20 protein-coding genes are annotated in these 21,932 nt (G+C 68.5%); 10 read left to right on the plus strand and 10 right to left on the minus strand.

Translation table 11 applies throughout. From position 1 onward, the window contains the following. Window positions 1–149: 149 nt before the first annotated feature. Together AC08OO_RS11925 and AC08OO_RS11930 are read left to right on the plus strand one after the other, a co-directional pair. Window positions 150–1,289, plus strand: a complete 1,140-nt coding sequence (locus AC08OO_RS11925; protein WP_476618511.1) for a hypothetical protein — start codon at window positions 150–152, stop codon at window positions 1,287–1,289. Between the two features lie 29 nt (window positions 1,290–1,318). After that, on the plus strand, window positions 1,319–2,032 hold the full coding sequence (locus AC08OO_RS11930; protein WP_476610084.1) for a hypothetical protein: 714 nt from the start codon (window positions 1,319–1,321) through the stop codon (window positions 2,030–2,032). Window positions 2,033–2,070: 38 nt separating this feature from the next. Here the strand turns inward: AC08OO_RS11930 and AC08OO_RS11935 are convergent, their stop codons facing one another. Both AC08OO_RS11935 and AC08OO_RS11940 read right to left on the minus strand, forming a co-directional pair. Then, window positions 2,071–2,580 (minus strand): PH domain-containing protein, encoded by a 510-nt coding sequence (locus AC08OO_RS11935; protein WP_476606609.1) that lies wholly within the window; start codon window positions 2,578–2,580, stop codon window positions 2,071–2,073. A 49-nt stretch (window positions 2,581–2,629) separates the two neighbouring features. Further along, the gene (locus tag AC08OO_RS11940; RefSeq protein WP_476606610.1) at window positions 2,630–3,562 is read right to left on the minus strand and encodes a biotin--[acetyl-CoA-carboxylase] ligase; all 933 of its coding nucleotides are present in this window, start codon (window positions 3,560–3,562) and stop codon (window positions 2,630–2,632) included. 190 nt (window positions 3,563–3,752) lie between these two features. Here AC08OO_RS11940 and AC08OO_RS11945 point away from each other — a divergent pair, with 190 nt between their 5' ends. From AC08OO_RS11945 to AC08OO_RS11960, 4 genes are all read left to right on the plus strand, one after another. After that, window positions 3,753–5,348, plus strand: a complete 1,596-nt coding sequence (locus AC08OO_RS11945) for an acyl-CoA carboxylase subunit beta (protein ID WP_011435153.1) — start codon at window positions 3,753–3,755, stop codon at window positions 5,346–5,348. 125 nt (window positions 5,349–5,473) lie between these two features. Further along, entirely contained in the window at window positions 5,474–5,725 is a 252-nt protein-coding gene (locus AC08OO_RS11950; RefSeq protein ID WP_476606612.1) for an acyl-CoA carboxylase subunit epsilon, read from the plus strand. A gap of 113 nt (window positions 5,726–5,838) precedes the next feature. Then, window positions 5,839–7,596, plus strand: coding sequence for an acetyl/propionyl/methylcrotonyl-CoA carboxylase subunit alpha (locus AC08OO_RS11955; RefSeq protein ID WP_476610083.1), 1,758 nt, complete (start codon window positions 5,839–5,841; stop codon window positions 7,594–7,596). A gap of 71 nt (window positions 7,597–7,667) precedes the next feature. Then, window positions 7,668–8,093 (plus strand): DUF5313 family protein, encoded by a 426-nt coding sequence (locus AC08OO_RS11960; protein ID WP_476606614.1) that lies wholly within the window; start codon window positions 7,668–7,670, stop codon window positions 8,091–8,093. A gap of 203 nt (window positions 8,094–8,296) precedes the next feature. On the opposite strand, the gene AC08OO_RS11965 is transcribed toward AC08OO_RS11960, so the two are convergent. Continuing rightward, window positions 8,297–9,778 carry an NAD(P)H-quinone dehydrogenase gene (locus tag AC08OO_RS11965; RefSeq protein WP_011435149.1) on the minus strand — a complete coding sequence of 494 codons (1,482 nt, stop codon included), beginning with the start codon at window positions 9,776–9,778 and terminating at the stop codon, window positions 8,297–8,299. Window positions 9,779–9,971: 193 nt separating this feature from the next. Here AC08OO_RS11965 and AC08OO_RS11970 point away from each other — a divergent pair, with 193 nt between their 5' ends. After that, on the plus strand, window positions 9,972–10,412 hold the full coding sequence (locus AC08OO_RS11970; protein ID WP_011435148.1) for a gamma-glutamylcyclotransferase family protein: 441 nt from the start codon (window positions 9,972–9,974) through the stop codon (window positions 10,410–10,412). 70 nt (window positions 10,413–10,482) lie between these two features. Here AC08OO_RS11970 and AC08OO_RS11975 read toward each other — a convergent pair whose 3' ends face one another. From AC08OO_RS11975 to AC08OO_RS11990, 4 genes are all read right to left on the minus strand, one after another. Continuing rightward, window positions 10,483–11,700 carry an amidohydrolase gene (locus AC08OO_RS11975; protein WP_476606615.1) on the minus strand — a complete coding sequence of 406 codons (1,218 nt, stop codon included), beginning with the start codon at window positions 11,698–11,700 and terminating at the stop codon, window positions 10,483–10,485. A gap of 75 nt (window positions 11,701–11,775) precedes the next feature. Next, entirely contained in the window at window positions 11,776–12,924 is a 1,149-nt protein-coding gene (locus tag AC08OO_RS11980; RefSeq protein WP_476606616.1) for a glutamate--cysteine ligase, read from the minus strand. Between the two features lie 192 nt (window positions 12,925–13,116). Continuing rightward, on the minus strand, window positions 13,117–14,991 hold the full coding sequence (aspS, locus tag AC08OO_RS11985) for an aspartate--tRNA ligase (protein ID WP_476610082.1): 1,875 nt from the start codon (window positions 14,989–14,991) through the stop codon (window positions 13,117–13,119). Between the two features lie 235 nt (window positions 14,992–15,226). Then, window positions 15,227–15,613 carry a hypothetical protein gene (locus AC08OO_RS11990; protein WP_023839883.1) on the minus strand — a complete coding sequence of 129 codons (387 nt, stop codon included), beginning with the start codon at window positions 15,611–15,613 and terminating at the stop codon, window positions 15,227–15,229. A 39-nt stretch (window positions 15,614–15,652) separates the two neighbouring features. On the opposite strand from AC08OO_RS11990, the gene AC08OO_RS11995 reads away from it, so the two are divergent. Further along, window positions 15,653–16,465 carry a purine-nucleoside phosphorylase gene (locus AC08OO_RS11995; protein WP_476606619.1) on the plus strand — a complete coding sequence of 271 codons (813 nt, stop codon included), beginning with the start codon at window positions 15,653–15,655 and terminating at the stop codon, window positions 16,463–16,465. Window positions 16,466–16,483: 18 nt separating this feature from the next. After that, complete coding sequence (locus tag AC08OO_RS12000) at window positions 16,484–18,526, plus strand: phospho-sugar mutase (RefSeq protein WP_476610081.1); 2,043 nt, start codon at window positions 16,484–16,486, stop codon at window positions 18,524–18,526. Here AC08OO_RS12000 and upp read toward each other — a convergent pair. Then, window positions 18,472–19,110: a uracil phosphoribosyltransferase gene (gene upp, locus AC08OO_RS12005; RefSeq protein ID WP_476610080.1), complete on the minus strand. Its 639-nt coding sequence runs from the start codon at window positions 19,108–19,110 to the stop codon at window positions 18,472–18,474. The two genes, AC08OO_RS12000 and upp, sit on opposite strands and share 55 nt — an antisense overlap. 40 nt (window positions 19,111–19,150) lie before the next feature. Here upp and deoC point away from each other — a divergent pair, with 40 nt between their 5' ends. Then, the gene (gene deoC, locus AC08OO_RS12010; protein ID WP_476610079.1) at window positions 19,151–19,930 is read left to right on the plus strand and encodes a deoxyribose-phosphate aldolase; all 780 of its coding nucleotides are present in this window, start codon (window positions 19,151–19,153) and stop codon (window positions 19,928–19,930) included. A gap of 51 nt (window positions 19,931–19,981) precedes the next feature. Here the strand turns inward: deoC and AC08OO_RS12015 are convergent, their stop codons facing one another. Together AC08OO_RS12015 and AC08OO_RS12020 are read right to left on the minus strand one after the other, a co-directional pair. Beyond that, window positions 19,982–20,623, minus strand: a complete 642-nt coding sequence (locus AC08OO_RS12015; protein WP_476610078.1) for a DNA-3-methyladenine glycosylase I — start codon at window positions 20,621–20,623, stop codon at window positions 19,982–19,984. Between the two features lie 137 nt (window positions 20,624–20,760). After that, window positions 20,761–21,861, minus strand: coding sequence for an adenosine deaminase (locus tag AC08OO_RS12020; RefSeq protein WP_476610085.1), 1,101 nt, complete (start codon window positions 21,859–21,861; stop codon window positions 20,761–20,763). Window positions 21,862–21,932: the final 71 nt, after the last annotated feature.

Raw genomic sequence — 21,932 nt, forward strand, 5'->3', positions numbered from 1 at the left:
CCCCAGGACCCCCCGGGCCGCCCACAGGCATGGCCGGCCCGCCCGGTCCGCTCTACTACGGCTCGCCAACCAGATCCGGCAGCTCTGACTCCCCGGTGGCCTTCGAGCCCCCCCTGCCTTCGGGACCTCGGACGTCCTCCGGAGTGTCGATGTCCCCACACCACACCCCATCGTCACCGTGGCCGGACGACGGCGACCTCACCTACCGCCTGACCCCGCCCACCGGACGGCCCGGCATCCAGGGCGGCGACCTTAACCAGCCCGGAACCCTCGCGGCCGGAACCGGCACCGGGCTCGGCACGAACGGTGACACGGCCTTCCTCGGAGCCTTCGAGGCCCGGGGCAGGTCCACGGACGGCGTTGACGCGCAGGCGGAGCCGTCCGCACCGCCCATCGGTTATCCGGCGCCAACTCCCGGAGCAACAATCGGTGTCAACCCGCCGAACGGATTCCCTTCGGTGAGCGGAACTCCGGTCACATCCGGCGCATCTCCGCTTCCCGTATCACCCGCCGACCACCCGTTGACGGGCGGGACGCCTGTCCCGACCGGCGGCTTTCCAGCGTCGGCGCCCGTCAATCGCCTCGGCACGTCCGCCCCCTCGGTCGGCACGGCCACCGCCGACGCGGCCGGACCCGGGCTCACCGAGCGCGCCGTGGCCCCCCTGGCCCCCCTGGCCAAGCGCGGCACGGCCTCCCGGCACGAGGTCAGCGTGGATCGACGCCTGCTGTTCGCAGGCGGCGGTCTCCTCCTGACCCTGGTGATCCTGCTCGGAGTCGTCGTCTTCACCGGCGGGGACGGCGCCGACACGACGAGCGGACAATCCGTCGCCAGAACATCGACCATCGAAGCGTCGGGGAGCGGTGGACAGCCGGCCGGCAATCCACAGGAGATCCTCCGCTCACTACTGAACCCGGTCGTCATGACGGGATGCGCCGTCCCTGCACACCGTGACAGCGCCTACGCCGACGCCGCCCTCGTCTGCAAGGATTCCAGCGGAATCGAGGTCACCGCCTTCCACTTCCCGAGTCAGTCCGCCATGGACCGGCAGATCGGCGCCCGTGAAACGTACTACTATGACGAGGGGAACTGCGACGACGGCCAGCAGAGCTCGGAGCAGTGGAGCTCGCCGGCCGAGTCGACCGGTGGCACCCGGCTGTGCTACTTCTTCGCGAAACGTTTCTACGAATTCTGGACCTACGACGACTATCGAATCGCGTTCTCCGCGGATGATCAGGATCCGGGTAACCTCAACAGATGGTGGAAGTCGTTCGATCCACTCCGCCATTGAGCTGACCTTCCTCGGGAGACCGGATACCTGTGAACGGTTCCGAAGACGGATTCCCGCGGAATCCGGCCGACGGTGACGATGATCCATCCGGTGGAACCGGCTCGTGGTGGCGTCGCGGACCCCTCACCGCGATCGTCCTGATCATCGCGGCTCTGGTCGCGAGTGGCGTCACCATCGGGCTCGCCGTGACCCACGATCCGAGCGACAGCCCCGCCGGTCGCCACCCGTCGGCGTCCGGCACGACGGGCACCGCAGGCACCGTGGCCTCCGGAGGGCCCGGCGTCGGACCATCGCCGGGCCCGACGCTCGACGCCGCCGAGGCCCGGCTGCGGTCCTCGCTCAAGCCGTTCGCGGTCGACGAGTGCACGAGTGCGCCGCCCAGCGGGGGACAGGCGGTACCCGATGGCGTGGAGGCGGCCCTCAGCTGCGTCCCCGGGGTGGCGACCGACGCTCCGGCCCCCGCTCGAATCCTCGTCCTGCGTTACCGGGACGCCTCGGCCCTGACCCGCGACATCGCCCGCCGGTCCGCAGCCCTCGCCGACGTCGGCGACTGTTATCAGGGACAGACCGGCATCGAGCGCTGGGCACGCGGCTCCCAACGCCGTGGCACCTTCCTCTGCGATGCAAGACCCGGCCGGTTCTCGGTGTTCTGGACGGTTGACGACGAACGTCTCGGCTTCGCCACGGAGGATCCGCAGGCCGACAAATTGCTCGCATGGTGGCGGGAGTTCGATCCGGTGTGACGGATCTGCCGTGCTTGCCGCCTCCGGCCGTCCCGGCGTCAGGCCCCCGGATAGCCCCGTGACTGGTAGGGCGCGGAGAGATCGGCGAGGGTTTCCTGCACCCGCTCGGCGTGCGGCATACACGACAGGCTGGCCCGGCCCCGCTGCCCCACCATCTCAATGATCAGCTCACCCGAGCCCAGAAGCCGGTCGATGACGTTCTGCTGCACCGTCGCGCCAACCAACCAGGCGAGCGGGACGTCACGCCCGACCCGCGTGACGACCCCTTCGCGGATCACCAGTCGATGGTTCGTCACGACGTAATGGGTCGTCATTCGACGTAACCATGGCATCACACTCAGGTAGCCGATCGCGCCGAAGGCGACCAGAAGCACGAGATACTGGATGGGCTTCTGCAACACCCCTCCGGGTGCGAAGAAAACCCCCAGCACGGCGAAAAGGAGGGCGGCAACCGTCCAGAACGCCGGGACTACCAGGCTGACCCAGTGCGGGTGCACATGAAGGACAACCTCTTCGTCCTGGGTGAGGATATCGTCGGGAAACGCCACGGCAACGATCGTCGCATCTCGGGCGGACAGATCACTGCCGGGTCCCTCGTCACCGCAGGTGAACGATGTCGGCGGCGCTGTAGGGTCGCCCGTTGACGACGAGCCGGCCGTCGGGGTCAACGTCGGTGGCGGTCCCGAGCACCGCCGAACCGTCCGGCAGCTCGACGCGCACCCGCCTGCCGATCGTCGCGCACACCCGTAGGTACTCCGCGCGAGCCGCTTGCGGGTCGGCCTCCCAACCAGTGATCGCCCCGACGAGATCCGCGAGTACCACCCCGAGCAGCTTGGTCCGGTCCAGGGCCGCCGGAAGCGCGCCGCTGAGCAGCAGGCTTGTCGACCGCTCCGGGAGCTCGTCATGCTCCGCCATGACATTCAACCCAAAACCGATAATCACCGAGGGTGACGATAGTGGGACCTGGACGACCTCGACCAGGATGCCGGCGAGCTTCGCGTCGTCGACGAGAACGTCATTGGGCCATTTCAGGACTGCGGGAACCGCCGCCACCTCACGTAGCGTCGCTAGGAGCGAGGTTCCGACCACCATGGGCAGCCAGCCGAGCAGTGACATCGGTACCCGGGGTTGCAGCAGCAGCGAGACCGTCAACCCGGCACCAGGGCGAGACTCCCATGATCGGTCAAGCCGGCCACGACCCGCCGTCTGCCGTTCGGCGACGAGAACCCGTCCCCGGCCGCGGGCGGTGTCTTCGCCCCGGGCGGTGTCTTCGCCCCGGGCGATGCGCGCCAGCGCGGCGTTGGTCGAGTCGATCTCCTCTACCACCGTCAGGTCGAGACCGACCGCGGCGGCACGGGCCGCGAGGCGTGCGGCGTCAAGCGGTTCACGTGTTCCGACGGACGAGGATCGCCCCTCTCCGGCAGGGCGGGCCCGAGGGGACGCCGGCGAGGGCTTGCCGGACGGGAGCTTGCCGGACGCGGGCTGCTCAGGAGAGGGTCCCGCGGGTGCGGGCTCCTTCGAGAGTGGCACCGGTCCACTCTGCCAGACCGTCCGGTCACCCGTCGGCGACTCGGACGATCGGCGGACGATCGGCGAACGATCGGCGAACTGATCCGGGATACGGTCAACCCGCCGGAGGCCCACGAATCTCGCCTATCCGGTGAGATCCGCTGCACATCAATCACACGCGTGGACCCGCGGGGGTCGTACGCTGCCGGTTATGGCTCTTCCCGCGTCCGCAGAGGATTCTGCTCCCGACCCGCACACCACCGCAGGCCGACTCGCCCACCTGCGGCGCGTGAACGATGATGCCGTCCACGCCGGGTCCCAGCGAGCGGTCGACGCGCAGCATGCCAAGGGCAAGATGACAGCCCGCGAACGGGTCGAGGCCTTCCTCGACCCCGGGTCGTTCGTCGAGACCGACGCCTTCGCCCGCCATCGCGCGCACGACTTCGGCGTCCAGGCCAACCGGCCGTACGGCGACGGCGTGGTGACCGGGTACGGGACTGTCGACGGCCGGCAGGTCTGCGTGTTCAGCCAGGACTTCACCGTTTTCGGTGGCAGCCTGGGTGAGGTCTTCGGTGAGAAGATCGTCAAAATCATGGATCTTGCGTTGAAGACGGGCTGCCCCGTCGTGGGCATCAACGACTCCGGCGGAGCGCGTATCCAGGAGGGTGTCGTCTCCCTCGGTCTGTACGGCGAAATCTTCTACCGCAACGTGATGGCCTCCGGCGTCGTCCCACAGCTCTCACTGATCATGGGGCCATGCGCCGGTGGCGCCGTGTACTCTCCGGCGATCACCGACTTTACCCTGATGGTCGACCAGACCAGCCACATGTTCATCACTGGCCCCGACGTGATCAAGGAGGTCACCGGCGAGGACGTGGGCATGGAGGAACTGGGTGGCGCACACACCCACAACTCCCGCAGCGGTGTCGCGCACTTCCAGTCGGCCGACGAGACGGAGTGCCTCGAACTCGCCCGTGCGCTGCTGTCGTTCCTTCCGTCGAACAATCTCGACGACGCCCCGAGCTACGACGCCGTGGACGATCTGGACGCCGAGATCGACCCGGATCTCGACACGTTCATCCCCGACTCCCCGAACACTCCGTACGACATGCACCAGATCATCGAGCGGGTCCTCGACGAGGGTGACTTTCTCGAGGTCCACGCTCAGTTCGCCCAGAACATGATCGTCGGATTCGGCCGGGTGGATGGACGTTCTATCGGGGTGGTCGCCAACCAGCCGATGCAGTTCGCCGGCACCCTCGACATCGACGCCAGTGAGAAGGCCGCCCGGTTCGTCCGGACCTGCGACGCATTCAACATCCCGGTGCTGACTCTGGTCGACGTCCCCGGCTTCCTTCCCGGCACCTCCCAGGAGTGGAACGGCATCATTCGCCGTGGCGCCAAGCTGATCTACGCCTACGCAGAGGCCACCGTACCGAAGGTGACGGTGATCACTCGGAAGGCCTACGGCGGTGCCTACGATGTCATGGGGTCCAAGCACCTGCGGGCGGACATCAACCTCGCCTGGCCAACCGCCGAGATCGCGGTGATGGGCGCCCGGGGTGCCGTCAACATCATCTATCGACGGGATCTAGCCAGGTCCGAGTCACCGGAGACTCGTCGGGCAGAGCTGATCCAAGACTACACCGATCACTTCGCGACCCCTTACATCGCGGCGGAACGGGGCTATCTCGACGCGGTCATCAGCCCGTCGGAAACGCGGCGCGAGCTCATTCGAGCACTGCGTCTGCTGCGTACCAAGCGTGAATCCCTGCCACCGAAGAAGCACGGCAACATCCCGCTATAGGCGGGATCTGCCGTCGCCGGCTCGCCGGAAGGGGGATCCGTCCGCGGCGGAGATCTCCCGGGCCGCGGGCCCACGGACGGCATACGTACGACACACCAGCTACTCGAAGTACCGAGGAGAAAAACGTGGTTCAGGACGATGACAGGCGGGCGAGTCGGCCTCGGCTGCAGCTGATCCGCGGTGAGGCGACGCCGGAGGAGATCGCCGCTGTGGTGGCGCTCCTGACGGCTCGCGCCGTTCCCTCGTCGGCACCGGCCACCCGCCGTTCGTCCTGGGCCAGCCCGACGCTGGCGCTCCGTGGCAGTCTCACCACCGGACCGGGGGCGTGGCAAAGGTCCGGGATGACGCCGGGTGCGCGCACCCGAGCCGACTGGTGATCAACCGATAGACATGACATCGGGATGTCTGCAGCATCACATTCTGGGTACAATGACAGCAAAATGTGCGGCCCGACTCACCTATACGCAGGCCGGACGAGGACGGGAGCGACGTGCGTAAGATCCTCATCGCCAATCGGGGAGAAATCGCGGTTCGAGTGGCCCGCGCCTGCCGCGACGCCGGATACACCAGCGTCGCAGTCTACGCGGAACCGGATATCAATGCCCTGCACGTACGCGTTGCTGACGAGGCATTTGCATTGGGAGGCGCGACCCCTGGTGATTCGTACCTGCGCATCGACAAAATTCTCGATGCCTGCGAGTCCTCCGGGGCCGACGCCGTCCACCCGGGATACGGTTTTCTCTCGGAGAACGCGGACTTCGCGGAGGCCGTGATCTCCGCAGGCCTCACCTGGATCGGCCCGCCGCCGGAGGCCATCCGCCGTCTCGGGGACAAGACCGCGGCCCGGCATATTGCACTAGCGGTCGGCGCGCCGCTCGCACCCGGCACCGCAGACCCCGTGGCCGGCGTCGATGAGGTTGTCACCTTCGCCAGGCAGTACGGCCTTCCGGTTGCCATCAAGGCCGCTTTTGGTGGCGGAGGGCGCGGACTGAAGGTCGCTTGGACCGCGGAGGAGCTCCCCGAACTGTTTGACAGTGCCGTCCGGGAAGCGGTCGCGGCGTTCGGTCGCGGGGAGTGCTTCGTCGAGCGGTATCTGGACCAGCCGCGCCACGTCGAGACCCAGATCCTGGCGGATACGCACGGCAACGTCGTCGTGGTCGGTACCCGCGACTGCTCACTCCAGCGCCGTTACCAGAAGCTCGTGGAGGAGGCGCCGGCACCGTTTCTCTCGGAGGCTCAGCTCCGCTCGCTGTACGAGGCCTCGAGGGCGATCTGCAAGAAAGCCGGCTATGTCGGGGCCGGGACCGTCGAGTTCCTCGTCGCCCGCGATGGCATGATCAGCTTTCTTGAAGTCAACACCCGCCTCCAGGTCGAGCATCCGGTGACCGAAGAGGTCTCCGGAGTAGACCTGGTTCGCGCCCAGTTCCGTATCGCCGAGGGTGAGGCACTCGACTTCACCGATTCGGCTCCTCGCGGTCACTCCATCGAATTCCGCATCAACGGTGAGGATCCCGGCCGTAACTTCCTTCCCGCACCCGGCACGGTCACCAAGCTGATCGCGCCGGCCGGCCCCGGCGTCCGGCTCGATACCGGCATCGAAAGCGGCAGCGTCATCGGCGGCGCCTTCGACTCCCTGCTCGCAAAGCTCATCATCACCGGAGCAACCCGGCAGGAAGCTCTGCAGCGGGCTCGGCGCGCCCTCGATGAGATGGTCATCGAGGGAATGGCGACGGCACTGCCGTTCCACCGCGCGGTCGTACGGGATCCCGCCTTCGCCCCGGAGGACGCCGCAGAGCCTTTCCGTATCCACAACCGCTGGATCGAAACCGAGTTCGACAACACCATCCCGGCCTTCGCGGGAGGGACTGAGGCCGACACCACCCCCGAGCCGCGGGAGACCGTGGTTGTCGAGGTGAGCGGCAAACGCCTCGAAGTCGTGCTACCCGCCGGATTCGGTTCTGCCCCCGTCGCCGCTTCCCGGGGAGCGGCACCCAAGCGGCGCGCTCGCGGCACGGCGGCGGCCAAGGTCACGGGCGACGCCCTGGCCAGTCCCATGCAGGGCACCATCGTGAAGGTCGCGGTCAACGACGGCGACACCGTTTCCGCGGGTGATCTGATCATTGTTCTGGAAGCGATGAAGATGGAACAGCCGATCAACGCGCATCGGGATGGCACGGTCACCGGACTGGCTGCGACCGTCGGCGCCGTTGTCACCAGCGGCACCGTGCTCTGTGAGATCAAAGACTAGAGCACACTGAAGCTCGACCTGCCCACCGTCGGCTGCCACCTCTCCACCGCAGACTTCATAGGCTGCGAGGTATGGACGGTAACGACAGCCCGACGGTGAGCGGCCAGGACCGGAAGCTGCAGGACCGGAAGCTGGCGGTGGCCCGCCCGGTCGTTCAGCGACCACCGCTGACCGGGCGAGTGCACTACCTGCTTGGGGGGACCCTTCCTCCGGCCTACAACGGCTGGGTCTCGCATGACCTCACCGGCCCCGGCTGGAGGCTGCGCCAGGCGACACGGCCCTTCCTGCTGATGTTGCCCTTCGCGCTGATCTTTGCCCTGCTGCCCGGTGAGCTCGAAGTCCGAGCCATCGTCGTCGCGTTTCTTCTGATCTCTGGGATCGGGCTCGGCTTCGCCACCAGCGGGTTCTTCCGGAACCGCCGGCTGGAACAGCATGGCTTTCCTCCAATTTTCCCCACGAGCGACGATGAGGACGAGGGGGACGAGGACAACTCGTAGCCTTCTCCACAGGCAGGCGTCGGCAGTACTCGCTGCGCCGACCTTCGTCATGAGAGTCGGGACGGGTCGGTGCACGCGCCACTCGTCTGCGTCTGCGGGCAGCGCCCGGCAGCGGCGACTGCCGTCCGCGGCCCGACACGGCAGCCCAACACGGCAGCCCAAGATGGCAGGAGGTGCCGCGCGCGGCCCTGCCGGGCCCCTGCTCACTCTGGGTTGTCGAATCCCGCGAAGAAGTCGCGCGTACGCAGGACGCGAGCCGCCTCGGTGATCGATCCGGAGAGCGACGGGTAGATCGAGAACGTATGTGCGATTTGATCGACGGTCAGACCGTGTTCGACCGCGAGCGAGATGGAGAGGATTAGTTCGGATGCACGCGGCGCGACAATGACACCGCCAAGCACACTTCCACTCCCCGGACGGCAGAACAGTTTCACGAAGCCGTCCTCAATACCCATCATCTTCGCCCGCGGATTCCGCGAGAGTGGAACTGTGGTCACCTCGGCTGCGACTGCCCCGGTGTCCTTCATCACCTGCGTGACTCCGACGGTGGCGATTTCCGGCTCGGTGAAGATGTTGGACGACACCGTCCCGAGCCGCAAGGGTGTGACGGCCTCGCCGAGGGCGTGCCACATGGCGATACGCCCCTGCATCGCGGCGACCGATGCGAGCGGGAGGACTCCGGTGCAGTCACCGGCCGCGTAGACACCCGGCACCGAGGTCCGCGACATCCGGTCCACGTTCACATGCCCACCAGGCCCAAGCCGTACCCCCACGTCAGTCAGTCCCAGGCCCTTGGTGCGGGGTACCGAACCAACCGCCATCAGAGCGTGGCTTCCCGTAACGGTCCGGCCGTCGGTCAGCTCGACGATCACACCGTCCCCGATGCGCCGTACCGACGCCGCCCTCGATCGGTTGAGCACCTCGATCCCACGCCGCACGAACACATCCTCGATGACCCGGGCGGCATCCGGGTCCTCCCCCGGCAGCACGCGTTCGCGCGAGGAAACCAGCGTGACCTCGGCGCCAAGCGCCCGATACGCGCTGGCGAACTCGGCTCCGGTGACGCCGGAACCGACGACGACCAGATGTTCGGGTATCTCCTTGAGGTCGTAGAGGTGGCGCCAGGTGAGAATCCGCTCACCATCTGGCCGGGCCGTGGGGAGGTCGCGTGGTGAGGCGCCGGTCGCGATCAAAATCACATCACCGACGAAGGTTTCACCGGTGCTGGTCTCGACTGCGTGCGGCCCGACGAGGCGCCCAGAGGCGTGCACGACATCGACCTTCTCGCGCTCGAGCCGGCGCTCGATGTCCAGGGACTGGGCCTTGGCTAGATCACGGACCCGTTCGTACACCTGCTCCGCATCCACATTGACGACCTCCGGGGGCGTGAGCGGCCGGGTGCCCGAGTCCGTGCCGGTACTGATCCCCCAGGCCACGGGGGGCAACGCCGGTTCCGGCCCAGAGCCAAGACTATGCGGGCGGACACCCAGGCCGGGAGCCAGAGCGAGGTTCGTCATGGTCTCCGAAGTTGCGATCAAGGTTTTGGAGGGGACGCAGTCGGTGAGCACACAGGCACCACCGACCCCCTCCGAGTCGATGACGGTGACCGTCGCGCCGAGTGAGGCGCCGACGAGAGCCGCCTCGTAGCCTCCGGGCCCTCCACCAAGAATGACGATGCGAGTCACGTGCCCTCCCGATCCGGTATCGCTTCCTTATCATCTTGCCCCGCCGCCGCGGCCGCTCTCCTGCCGGTGCGGGAGGCTCCGTAGGATCGCAGACGGAGTCCGACATCGGCGATGTCAGGTAGGGCCATCTTCCTCCTTTCATGAGCGGAAATTACAGTTACAATCACGCACCGTAACCCTCCGAGAGATCACAATGACCTTGTACGCGGCTTACGCCGGCAACCTCGACCCGGCGCAGATGAAGGAGCGGGCCCCGCACTCGCCCGTGACCGGCACTGGATGGATCAATGGCTGGCGTCTCACGTTCGGCGGTGAAAACGTCGGTTGGGATGGAGCCTTGCCGACCATCGTCGAGGCTCCGGGTGCTCACGCGTACGTCCTTCTGTACGACCTCGACCGTTACGACCTGGAACGGCTCGACGTCTGGGAGGGCGCGGACACCGGCCTGTACACCCGCATCCGGGTGCGGGTCTCCACCCTTGATGGGGAGGCCCTCGCCTGGACCTATGTTCTCGACGCCTACGAGGGAGGACTCCCGTCGCGCCGGTACCTCGAGATGATCGCCGATTCCGCGGAGAAGGCCGGGGCACCCGCCGATTACGTGGCCGAACTCCGTTCGCGACCGACCGCGTGACGCATCACGGCAGCGTGACGCATCACACCATGAGGCGCGGCCGCGGATCCGGACAGAGGCGGACGTAGCGTCACGGCGCCGGGGGCGTATGGGTCAGCAGATCGAGAGCCGCGCCGGCAAGCAGCTTCACGCCCACACCGATCGCCCTCTCGTCCACGTCGAAGCTGCCCTGGTGAAGGTCGTAGGTGTGGCCGCCGGGTGTCCGAGTGCCCAATCGGGCCAAGGCCCCCGGCACGTGGTTCAGATACCAACCGAAGTCCTCGCCACCAAGCGATTGCGCCACCATGGTGGAGGCCCCATGACCAAACACGCGGTCGACGACGGTCCGAAGGACCTCGACGACATCCACGCTGTTCACCACGGGCGGCACTCCACGGCGGTAGTCGACCACGATCTGTGCTCCGTACGGTGCGATGAGCTGCTCGGCAACCTGAGTGACCAGCGCCGGCACGCTCTCCCAGGTCTCCCGGGACAGGGTGCGGACCGTGCCTCGAAGCTGACCGGTACGAGGGATGGCGTTGGCAACGGTTCCCGCCTGCACCTGACCCCAGACCAGGGAGAGCGCCGACCTGGGATCGACCAGTCGCCCCAACGCGGCAGGGAGATCGGCCGCAAGGCGGACGAGCGCGTACACCAGGTCGACTGTGTTCTGTGGCCGGGAGGTGTGACCGCCGGGCCCGGCCAGCGTGATTTCGACGGCATCGGCGGCAGAGGTGATCGGACCCGTCCGCAGACCGATCATGCCCAGGTCGAGCGCCGGATCGCAGTGCACCGCGATCGCCGTGGTCACCGGCTTCAGCACGCCCGCGTCGATGATGTCCAACGCGCCGCCCGGCATGAGCTCCTCCGCGGGCTGGAACACCAGGCGCACGGTCCCGGGCAGCGTGGACACGCGTGCGACCTCGGCAAGTGCGAGTCCGGCGCCGAGCGCCACGGTCGTGTGTACGTCATGTCCGCAGGCGTGAGCCACACCCGGAACGGTGGAGCGGTACGGCACGTCCTTGATATCCGAGAGCGGAAGAGCGTCCATGTCGGCCCGCAGCATGATCACGGGAGCGCCTGGATCATGATCGACGCCGGCACCGATGTCACACCACAGGCCAGGAAGGTCCGGCAGGCGCTGCGGCGACAGTCCCGCGGCCCGAAGCCGCGCCTCGACCTGCTCGGCAGTGCGGTGCTCCTGCCGGCCGAGCTCCGGGTGAGCGTGGAGATCGCGACGCAACGCGATCAGCTCGGATTCGTGCGCGGCCACCCACCCGGCGACCGCCGCGGTCTCGTCAACCTTCATCTGCCGGCCGGGCTCCTCCCTGCACACGCCACGCGGGCCCTGAACGCAGGCGGTTCGGGGTATTCGCCGGCGTGTCTAGCCGTCGACTACCGGACGGCCGGTGTTCATCTCTTCGAGAAGGGTATCGACGACCCGGGTGAGCTCTCCACCGGCCCGCCGGGCGGCGTCCCGCTGCCGGATATAGCTCGCGCCCGTCCGCAGGATAGTCAGCGTGTCGGAGAGCTCGGATGAACAACCGAGACGGTGGGCGACCGGAAGCAGATCCTCCACGAGATCGGTGATGTCATCCCGGACCGGCCGGATACCGCCCCGACCATCGACGATGATCTGCGCGTCCAGACCGTACCGGGCCGCCCGCCACTTGTTCTCCTGCACGAGCCATCGTTGCGGGGTCGGGAGGCGATACCCACGATCGATCTGGGTGTTCATGCGGTCAACCAGGCACTGCGCGAGAGCCGCAACCGCCCCCACCTCCATCAGGGACGGCAGACCATCGCAGACCCGCAGTTCCACGGTGCCGAAGTTGGGATGTGGACGGATGTCCCACCAGACCTCGCGGATCGTCTCGATGGTGCCGGAGACAATCAGTGTCTCCATGAACGACTCGAAACCCGGCCAGTCCTCCAACGGGTACGGCAGTCCCGCGGTGGGCAGGCTCGCGAAGACCTGTGATCGCGATGAGGCCAGCCCGGTGTCTCCGCCCAGCCAGTAGGGCGACGACGCCGACAAGGCGAGAAAATGTGGGACATAGGCCATCAGAGCGTTCACGATCGGCATGGCCTTGTCCGCAGACCGCACTCCGACATGTACGTGGACGCCGAAGATGAGCAGCCGCCGGGCCAACCACTGCATCTGGCTGACCAACCGGAAATAGCGATGATCCTCGGTGATGCGCTGCCCCATATAGTTACTGGCCGGGTGCGTGCCGCTGCACATCAGCCCGATCCCGCGCCGTTCCGCCAGATCGCGCAGCAGCGAGACGGTTCCAGACAGGTCCGCGGTCGCTTCCTCCACCGAGTCGCAGACCCCGGTGATGACCTCGATGGTCGACTCGAACAGCTCGTGCTTGGCCTTGGCCGCCTCGCGCTCCCCGACCTTCGCCCGCAGCTCGTGAAGAATCCCGCTGGCCTCGCCGCGAAGTTCGCGCGATTGCTGGTCGACGAGCTGCAGCTCCCATTCGATGCCGAGACTGGTGCTCGACGACGACGAGAAAGGGATCTGCACCTGGCCTCCTGGGATCGGGTCTCGGGGTCGGTAACAGCTCGGGGTCGGTAACAGCACCAGACAGCCGTCACCCACCGGCTCGGCTCACGGGCAGCAGAAGGTGACTACCCCATTCGGCCCGTTCCTACCCCACCACCCCACCGGGGAAGCTGGCCAAAGGCCTGGTCGCGGCAATGCCCGGCCCCGACCACCTCACCGCTCATCGGCCAGGCCCGACGCACTCAGACGGCTACCGGGCCCGGTCCCTGTCCCTGTCCCGGTGCCGTGACCCACCCGCACCCCCAGCTCACGCAGCTGACGATCGGTCACGGGCGTCGGGGCGCCCGTCAACGGGTCGAGTCCCGACTGGGTCTTGGGAAAGGCGATGACCTCCCGGATGTTCTCCTCACCGGCGAGGATCGCCACCAACCGGTCGATCCCCACCGCGAATCCGCCGTGCGGTGGCGCCCCGTAGCCGAAAGGGGTGAGGAAGAAGCCGAATCGAGCCTTCGCCTCCGCCGGCGAGATTCCGAGGATCCCGAAGATGCGCTGCTGGAGATCGCTCTCATGGATCCGGATCGAACCGGATCCGAGTTCCCAGCCGTTGAGCACCAGATCGTACGCCCGGCTACGCACCGCGAGCGGATCGGTCTCCAGCTTGTCCACATCGTCGGGGTGCGGACGGGTGAAGGGGTGATGCCCCGGCTTCGGCCGTCCGGTGCCAGGGTCCACCCCGACGAACAGCGGGAAGTCGACGACCCACACGAACCGCAACGGGCCTTCGCCGGCCGGTGGGCGGCCCAGATCGTTGCGAAGCTGGCCGAGTACCTCGCAGGTGGTCGCCCACTCGTCGGCGACCAGGAGAAGAAGGTCTCCCGCCACCGCCGCGGTTGCCGCGACGATGCCGGCGAGTTCCTCGGCGGAGAGGAACTTCGCCACCGGGGACTCCAGTTCGCCGCCGGGACCGACCCGCATCCAGACCAGGCCCTTCGCGCCCAGTCCCTTCGCCCGCGCGGTGAGATCGTCGAGCTTGCGCCGGTTGTGCGAGGCCGACCCGCCGGGTACACGGATTCCCCTGACGGCCTCGGCCCCGGCGAACGCCTTGAAACCGCTACCCGCGAAGACCGCGGTCAGCTCTACGAGTTCCATGCCGAACCGCAGGTCCGGCTTGTCGACCCCGAAGCGGTTCATCGCCTCGTGCCAGGACATCCGCTCGATCGGCGGCACGAGGCCGCCGGTCACCGCCCGAGCCGCGGCCAAAACCGCCGCCGACGTCACGTCGAGCACGTCGTCCTGGTCCACGAAGCTCATCTCGAGGTCGAGCTGGGTGAACTCGTACTGCCGATCGGCCCGTAGGTCCTCGTCGCGCAGACACCGGGCGAACTGGAAATAGCGATCCGTCCCACCCACCATGAGCAGCTGCTTGAAAAGCTGGGGTGACTGCGGGAGGGCGTAAAAACTGCCTGGGAACTGGCGCGACGGAACGATGAACTCCCGCGCTCCCTCCGGGGTCGAGGGCATCAGCAGCGGCGTCTCGACCTCGACGAAGTCCAGCGGGGCAAGCGCCGAGCGCATCGCCGCAAGAACCGCCGAGCGGATCCGCAGGTTGCGCTGCATCCGGTCACGGCGCAGATCGAGATAGCGGTAGGCGAGACGAGTGGCCTCATCGACGGAGTCGGCTCGATCGTCCAGCGGGAACGGCGGCGGTGTCGCGACCGAGAGCACCTGCACCTCGCAGTCGCGTAGTTCGACCTCGCCCGTGGCCAAGGCGGGGTTCGCGGTCCCCTCCGGGCGGACGGCGACGGTACCGGTGATCCGCAATACGTACTCGGTCCGGACGTCGACCGAGCCGTCGACGACCGCCTGAATGATCCCGGAATGGTCACGCAGGTCGACGAAGGTCAGCGACTGGCCGTGCTGACGGCGATGCGCCACCCAGCCACACACCGTCACGGTCTGGTCAACGTGATCCGATCGCAGATCACCGCACACATGTGTGCGCATGGCCGTGCGCTGCCGCCCGCCCGAGGTGGCGGCCCCCGCCACCGGGATCGGTAGCTCGCCGGTGGTCGACTGGGTCGTAGTCATCGATCCGTTGTTCCCATCGCAGTCTGGTCCGGCCCGCCGGGTACTTTTCTCGCCAGATGTGTGGCGATGTCACCGCGCCCGTCGCGGGATCCAGTCCTGACCCTATCGGCCGGTAACCGCGAGACCGCCGCTCCCGGCGGCCGCACGGGCCGCACGGGCCGCACAGGCCGCACAGGCCGCACGGGCCGCACAGGCCGCACGGGCCGCACAGGCCGCACGGCGAGATCGTTCACTGTTAGCGCAGCGCGCGGATGAAACGGCTCGCCTCCCCGCGTAGCCGGGCCGGGATGCGCAGAACCTGACGGCCGCGGGGAGTGGTGAGCTCGACGGTGATCACATCTCCGTGCTTGACGCCTCGGGACGCCGTCACCTCACGACGGTCGAAGACGACGTCGAACCAGTCGCCCTCCCGCGGGAAGGGGGCGAGGACCAGCAGCCGCCGATCGGTCAGCACGATCCAGCGCGAGGCCCCGAACCGGTGTCCGACGAAGGATTCGACCTTCGCCGTGAACCGTCCGGGTCCGCTCGGGTCGGTGAGCCGACCGCGCAGCACGACCTCGGTGAACTCGCCGGACTCCAAGGGCACTGCCGGGAGACGACGGTGGGACGGTATCAGAGGCACGGGCGTCAGTGTCCTCCACGCACCCCGTACAGTCGCCGGGTGAGGGCACAGGCGGACGAACCGAATGCGGCGGCCTCGGCCGCCACCCTGGCCGAGCTGACGGGAGCCGGCCGGCACGACATCGCGATTGTGCTGGGATCGGGCTGGCCCCCGGCCGCCGATGTACTGTCCCGGCAGGCGACCGACGTCACCGAGGTCACGTTTACCCAACTCGGCGGCTTCCCCTCCAACACCGACGTTCCCGGGCACAAGCCGACCGCACGCTCCGTCCAGCTCGGCGACCGTCGCCTGTTGATCTATCTGGGTCGCGTGCATCCGTACGAGGGCCATGACCTGTCCCGGGTGGTCCACGCGGTCCGCCTGGCCTGTGCGGCCGGCGCGTCGACCGTCATACTGACGAACGCCGCCGGCGGTCTGCGCGCGGACATGTACGTCGGCCAGCCCGTCCTCGTCGCTGACCATCTGAACCTGACCGGCCGCTCGCCCCTGGTCGGCCCGGCGTTCACCGACCTGACCGACGCCTATTCCCCCCGGCTACGGACGCTTGCCCGCGAGGTCGATCCCACCCTGACCGAAGGGGTGTATGCGGGACTGCCCGGTCCGCACTTCGAGACACCCGCGGAGATCCGCATGCTGCGGCTCCTGGGAGCCGACCTGGTCGGCATGTCGACCGTGCACGAGACGATCGCGGCACGGGCCGCCGGAGCGGAGGTGCTGGCCCTGTCCCTGGTCACCAACCTCGCGGCGGGGATGAGCGGCAAGCCGCTGGATCATCTCGAGGTGCTGACCGCGGGGGCCGCCGCCGCGGAACGCCTGGGTATCCTGCTCGCCGACATCGTCACCCGGCTGTAGGACCGCGGCGGAACCGCGATGCCGTCCGCGTCCCGACCAGGCCCGACGTCCCGACCAGGCCCGACGTCCCTGCCCAGCCCGCTCGCCGAGCAGGTCGAGGCCTGGCTGAACGATGATCCGGATCCCACCGACCGGGCCGAACTGGCCCGACTGCGCGACGGCGCGGGTCACGATGCCACGCTGCTCGCGGAACTGACCACACGTTTCCACGGACCGCTGCGGTTCGGCACAGCCGGGTTGCGCGGGCCACTGCGCGCCGGTCCAGCCGGCATGAACACCGCAGTGGTGCGCCGCGCCGCCGCCGGACTCGCCACCTGGCTCACGAGCAGGGCGGCACCGGCGGCACCAGCACCGGCACCACCAGCACCACCAGCACCAGCACCGGCACCGGCACCGGCACCGGCGGCACCGAAGCCGGATCCGGCCACGGCCGGGAGCTCCATAAACACCGCACCGGGCTCGGCCGCGGCCCCGAATTCCTCGACGGCGACCGTCGTCGTCGGCTACGACGCCCGGCATCGCAGCGAGGCGTTCGCCCTCGACAGCGCCCGGGTGTTCGCCGGTGCCGGATTGCGGGCGCTGGTACTCCCCAGGCCGCTACCCACTCCGGTGCTGGCCTTCGCCGTGCGCAGGCTGGGCGCGGACGCCGGTGTGATGGTCACGGCCAGCCACAATCCGGCCACCGACAACGGCTACAAGGTCTACCTGGGTGATGCTTCCTCTGACGCCGCGAGGGGAGCGCAGCTCGTGGCTCCGGCGGACCGTGAGATCGAAGGAATGATCGCGGCTGCCGGCCCCGCCCGGGCGATCCCACTCGCCGAGACCTGGCGGAGACTCGATGCGGATGTCGTCGACGACTACATACACGCGGCGGCCACGGCCGGCCGGGCAGCCACAGCCACAGCCACAGCCACAGCCACCAACCTACGCACAGACGTGACCACAGACGCGGCGGCCCTGACCGTTGCGTACACCCCGTTGCACGGTGTCGGCGCAGGCGTTCTCGGCGCCGTGTTCACCGCCGCGGGTCTCGCCGCACCCAAGGTCGTCCACGAGCAGGCCGAACCCGATCCGGAGTTTCCGACAGTCCAGTGGCCGAACCCCGAGGAGGCGGGGGCGATGGACCGGGTTCTGGCACTCGGCGAGCGCATCGACGCCGATCTGGTACTCGCCAACGATCCCGACGCCGACCGGTGCGCCGTCGCCGTCGGAGGGCGGCTACTCAGCGGCGACGAGGTCGGTCTGCTTCTCGCCGATCATGTCCTGCGCTCCCGCCCCGGTCCGGTGGCGACCACCATCGTCAGCTCCTCCGGTCTGCGTGCGCTGGCCGCCGAGGTCGGCGTTCCTTACGCCGAGACGCTGACCGGATTCAAGTGGATCATGCGTACGGACGCGCGGCTGGTCTTCGGCTACGAGGAGGCACTCGGCTACGCCGTCGCCCCGGAGCTGGTCCGCGACAAGGACGGCATCACCGCCGCCCTCGCCATCGCCCTGGTCGCCGCGCGGGCGAAGCGACGAGGCCGGACCTTGCCAGACCTGCTCGACGAGTTGTCCGCACGACTCGGTGTCCATCTCACGGGGCAACGCTCGGCGCGCTTCGACGACGTCACCCAGATCGACGAGACGATGCACCGCCTGCGGGCCCAGCCGCCGACCAGCCTCGCCGGGCGTCCCGTCACCGCAGTCCGTGACCTGCTGGCCGGCGGACGGGACGGGGACGCACCGGCGGGAGGCATCCCCCCTCGACCCGCACGCCCCGTGGACCGCGCCGACGCGGCGCATCCGGTTCTGCCACCCGCCGACGTGCTCATGCTGTTCCTCGACGAGGACCGGGTGATCTTCCGCCCGAGCGGGACCGAACCCAAACTGAAGGTGTACCTCGAGACCGTGGAGCCGGTGCCGGGGCATGCCGTCGACGCGGTGCCCGCAGCTCGGGACCAGGCCGCGGCACGCCTGCTCCACCTGCATACGGCCGCGGGCAATCTGCTCGACGGACGCGACGGAGATCACATCTCGCCGAAGATCCGATCACCCGCGTCGCCGAGCCCGGGCACAATATAGGCCGTCTCGTTCAATCTCTCGTCGACCACGGCGGTCACAATGGTCAGGTCCGCCGTGCCGACCGCAGGGCCACCGGATTCCAGCGCCGCAAGGCCCTCCGGTGCTGCCACCACGGAGACCACGGTGACGCCCCGCGCCCCGCGGTCGGCGAGCAGCCGCAGACAGTGCAGGGCCGAACCGCCGGTGGCGAGCATCGGGTCGAGCAGCAGCACCGGGCGGCCGGCCAGATCGCTGGGCACCGCCTCCAGGTAGACCGTGGGTTCGAAGGTCGTCTCGTCGCGGGAGAGCCCGATGAACGCGGTGTGGGCGTCGGGAAGCAGGTTGAGCGCCGCCGGCAGCATGCCGAGCCCGGCCCGCAGCACCGGGACGACGACCGGCTCCGCGGCCAGCCGCGCCCCGGAGGTCGTGGCCAGCGGAGTCGTGACGGCGACCGGCATCGTCGGCAGCGTACGGGTCGCCTCGTACACGAGCATCATCGCCAGGTCGTACAGGACGGGCCGGAACCGGGAGCGGGGCGTGCGCTCGTCCCGCAGGACGGTCAGCGACGAGGCCGCGAGGGGATGGTCGACGATGTGCAGCTGCACGGAAGGACTCCTCGTACGCGAAGCCGGGCGATCGGCAATGATGCAACGTATGACAACGGCTCCGGCAGGATCGGACCGTCCCGGCGAGGAACCCGAGAAGTCCCCCTCCCGACCGGCCGCCGGCGCTCGCCCCACGCTGCGGCGCGCCGAGGTGGCCCGGATGGTCGACCACACGCTGCTACAGCCGTCCGCCACCGGCGAGGAGATACTCGCGCTGTGCGGGGAAGCTGCCAAGCTGGGTGTCGGTGCCGTCTGTGTGGCGCCGACCCATGTCTACCTGGCCGCCGCGAGTACCCGACGGGACCGCGGTGAGGTCAGGCCGGCCTTCGGCGTCGCCTCTGTCATCGGCTTTCCGCACGGCACGCACCTGACCGTCATCAAGGCCGAGGAGGCGCGGCGGGCGGTCGCGGACGGCGCCACGGAGATCGACATGGTCATCGACATCGCCAACGCGATGGACGAGAACTGGCGAGCGATCGAAACCGAAATCACCGAGGTCCGGCTGTCGGTGCCGCCGGACGTCGTACTCAAGGTCATCCTGGAGACAGCCCTGCTGCCGGACGAGAGCATCGTCGCCGCCTGCCGGGCAGCGGAGGCCGGCGGCGCCGAGTTCGTCAAGACCTCCACCGGTTTCCACCCGGCCGGCGGGGCCAGCGTGCGCGCAGTGCGGGCGATGGCGGCGGCCGTGGGTGGCCGGCTCGGCATCAAAGCCTCGGGCGGCATCCGCACCACCGAGAAGGCGATCGAGATGATCGAGGCCGGCGCGACCCGGCTCGGGCTGTCCGCCTCCGCGGATGTGCTCGCCGGCTTTCCCAGGTGACCGGCTTCCCCGGATGATCTGCCGGAGCTCCACCCAGCCCATCCGACCGGTTCACGGCCACGGACTGAACCGCCGCCGACGGCCACAGCCGAGATCTGACGGCTGGCCCACGCCCCCGGCCACCCAGCAGCCAGACAGATGATCATCAACAAGCCCGCAGGCCTGCATCAGAGCATAGGCGGTGGTCGGACCGACGAAGACGAACCCCGCCGCGCGCAGCCCCTTGGCGAGCGCCACCGACTCGGGGGTCTTCGCCGGCACGTCGGCAAGGGTGGCCGGCGCCGCCCGCCCCGTCGGCTCCGGCTGGAACGACCAGATCAGTTCCTCCAGAGGATGGTCGAGCGTAAGGACGGCGCGGGCGTTGGCGATCGTCGCCTCGATCTTGCGACGGTTTCGGACGATGCCGGCGTCGGCGAGCAACCGGTCGACATCCGCGGAACCGAACGCGGCCACGGCTGCCGGGTCGAATCCGGCGAACGCCGCCCGGAACGCCGGCCGCTTGCGCAGGATCGTCAACCACGACAGACCGGACTGGAACGCCTCCAGGGTCAGCCGCTCGAACAGACCGACCGTGTCCCTGACCGGACGCCCCCACTCGTAGTCGTGGTAGGCGACGTACTCCGGCGTGGACAGACCCCACGGGCATCGCGGGCAACCATCGGCTCCCACCACGACATCCGAGGCGGGCCTCACCGGGACATCCGAGGCGGGCCTCACCGGGACATCCGAGGCGGGCCTCACCGGCCCGGACGTCCCGGACCCGGAGATCCCGCTACCGAGCAGATCGGGTTCAGCGCCCGGCGGACCGCCGCTCAGCGGACCGCCGCTCATCAGGCTGACTCCGCGGAGACGAGCTCCGCATAGCCCGGCTTGATGACGTTGTTGATGAAATCGAGCCGCCGGTCGAAGGGCAGGAAGGCGGACTTCATCGCGTTGAGGGTAAGCCAGCGGATGTCGGACCAGCCGTAGCCGTTGACGTCCACGAGGGTCGCGAACTCACTCGACAGCGACACGCCGCTCATCAGCCTGTTGTCCGTGTTGACCGTGACCCGGAACTGCAGCCGGCGAAGCAGCCCGATGGGGTGCCGCTCGATGCTCGGCGCGGCTCCGGTGTGCACGTTCGACGAGGGACACATCTCCAGCGGCACCCGGACGTCGCGCACGTAGTTCGCGAGATCACCGAGGATCGCCCTACCGTCCGGATCGACCGTGATGTCATCGACGATGCGCACTGCGTGCCCCAGCCGATCGGCGTTGCACCACTGCACGGCCTCCCAGATCGACGGCAGGCCGAACGCCTCGCCCGCATGGATCGTGAAGTGGCCGTTCGCCCGCTGGATGTATTGGAAGGCATCCAGGTGACGGGTGGGCGGATTACCCGCCTCGGCGCCCGCGATGTCGAACCCGACCACGCCGGCATCGCGCCACCGGACCGCGAGCTGCGCGATCTCCAGCGAACGGGCCTGATGGCGCATCGCGGTGAGCAGGGCGCGAAGGTGCAGCGGTGTGCCGGCCGAACCGGCTCGGAACCCGTCAAGCACGGCCTCGACCACCGCGTCCAGGGACAGCCCGCGCTCGAGGTGCAGCTCGGGTGCGAACCGCACCTCGGCGTAGACGACGCCGTCGGCCGCAAGATCCTCCGCGCACTCCCGCGCCACCCGCATGATCGCATCCTGGGTCTGCATCACCCCCACCGTGTGCCGGAACGTCTCCAGGTAGCGGACGAGCGAACCGCTGTGCGCGCCGCCACGGAACCAGGTGCTCAGGGCGTGGACGTCCGTGGTCGGCAGATCGCGGTAACCGGTCTCGTCGGCGAGCTCTACCACCGTGGCCGGCCGGAGCCCGCCATCAAGATGATCATGAAGCAGTGCCTTCGGTACCCGGCGGATATCCTCGACCGTGATCGCCGGGGACCGTGCGTCGTTCGTCATCATGTCCTCCGTCATCGTCTCGACGGTAGGCCACGGGTACGACAGAACAGCGACGGCACGATGACGATCCG

Source organism: Frankia sp. CeCAU1 (assembly GCF_977971845.1).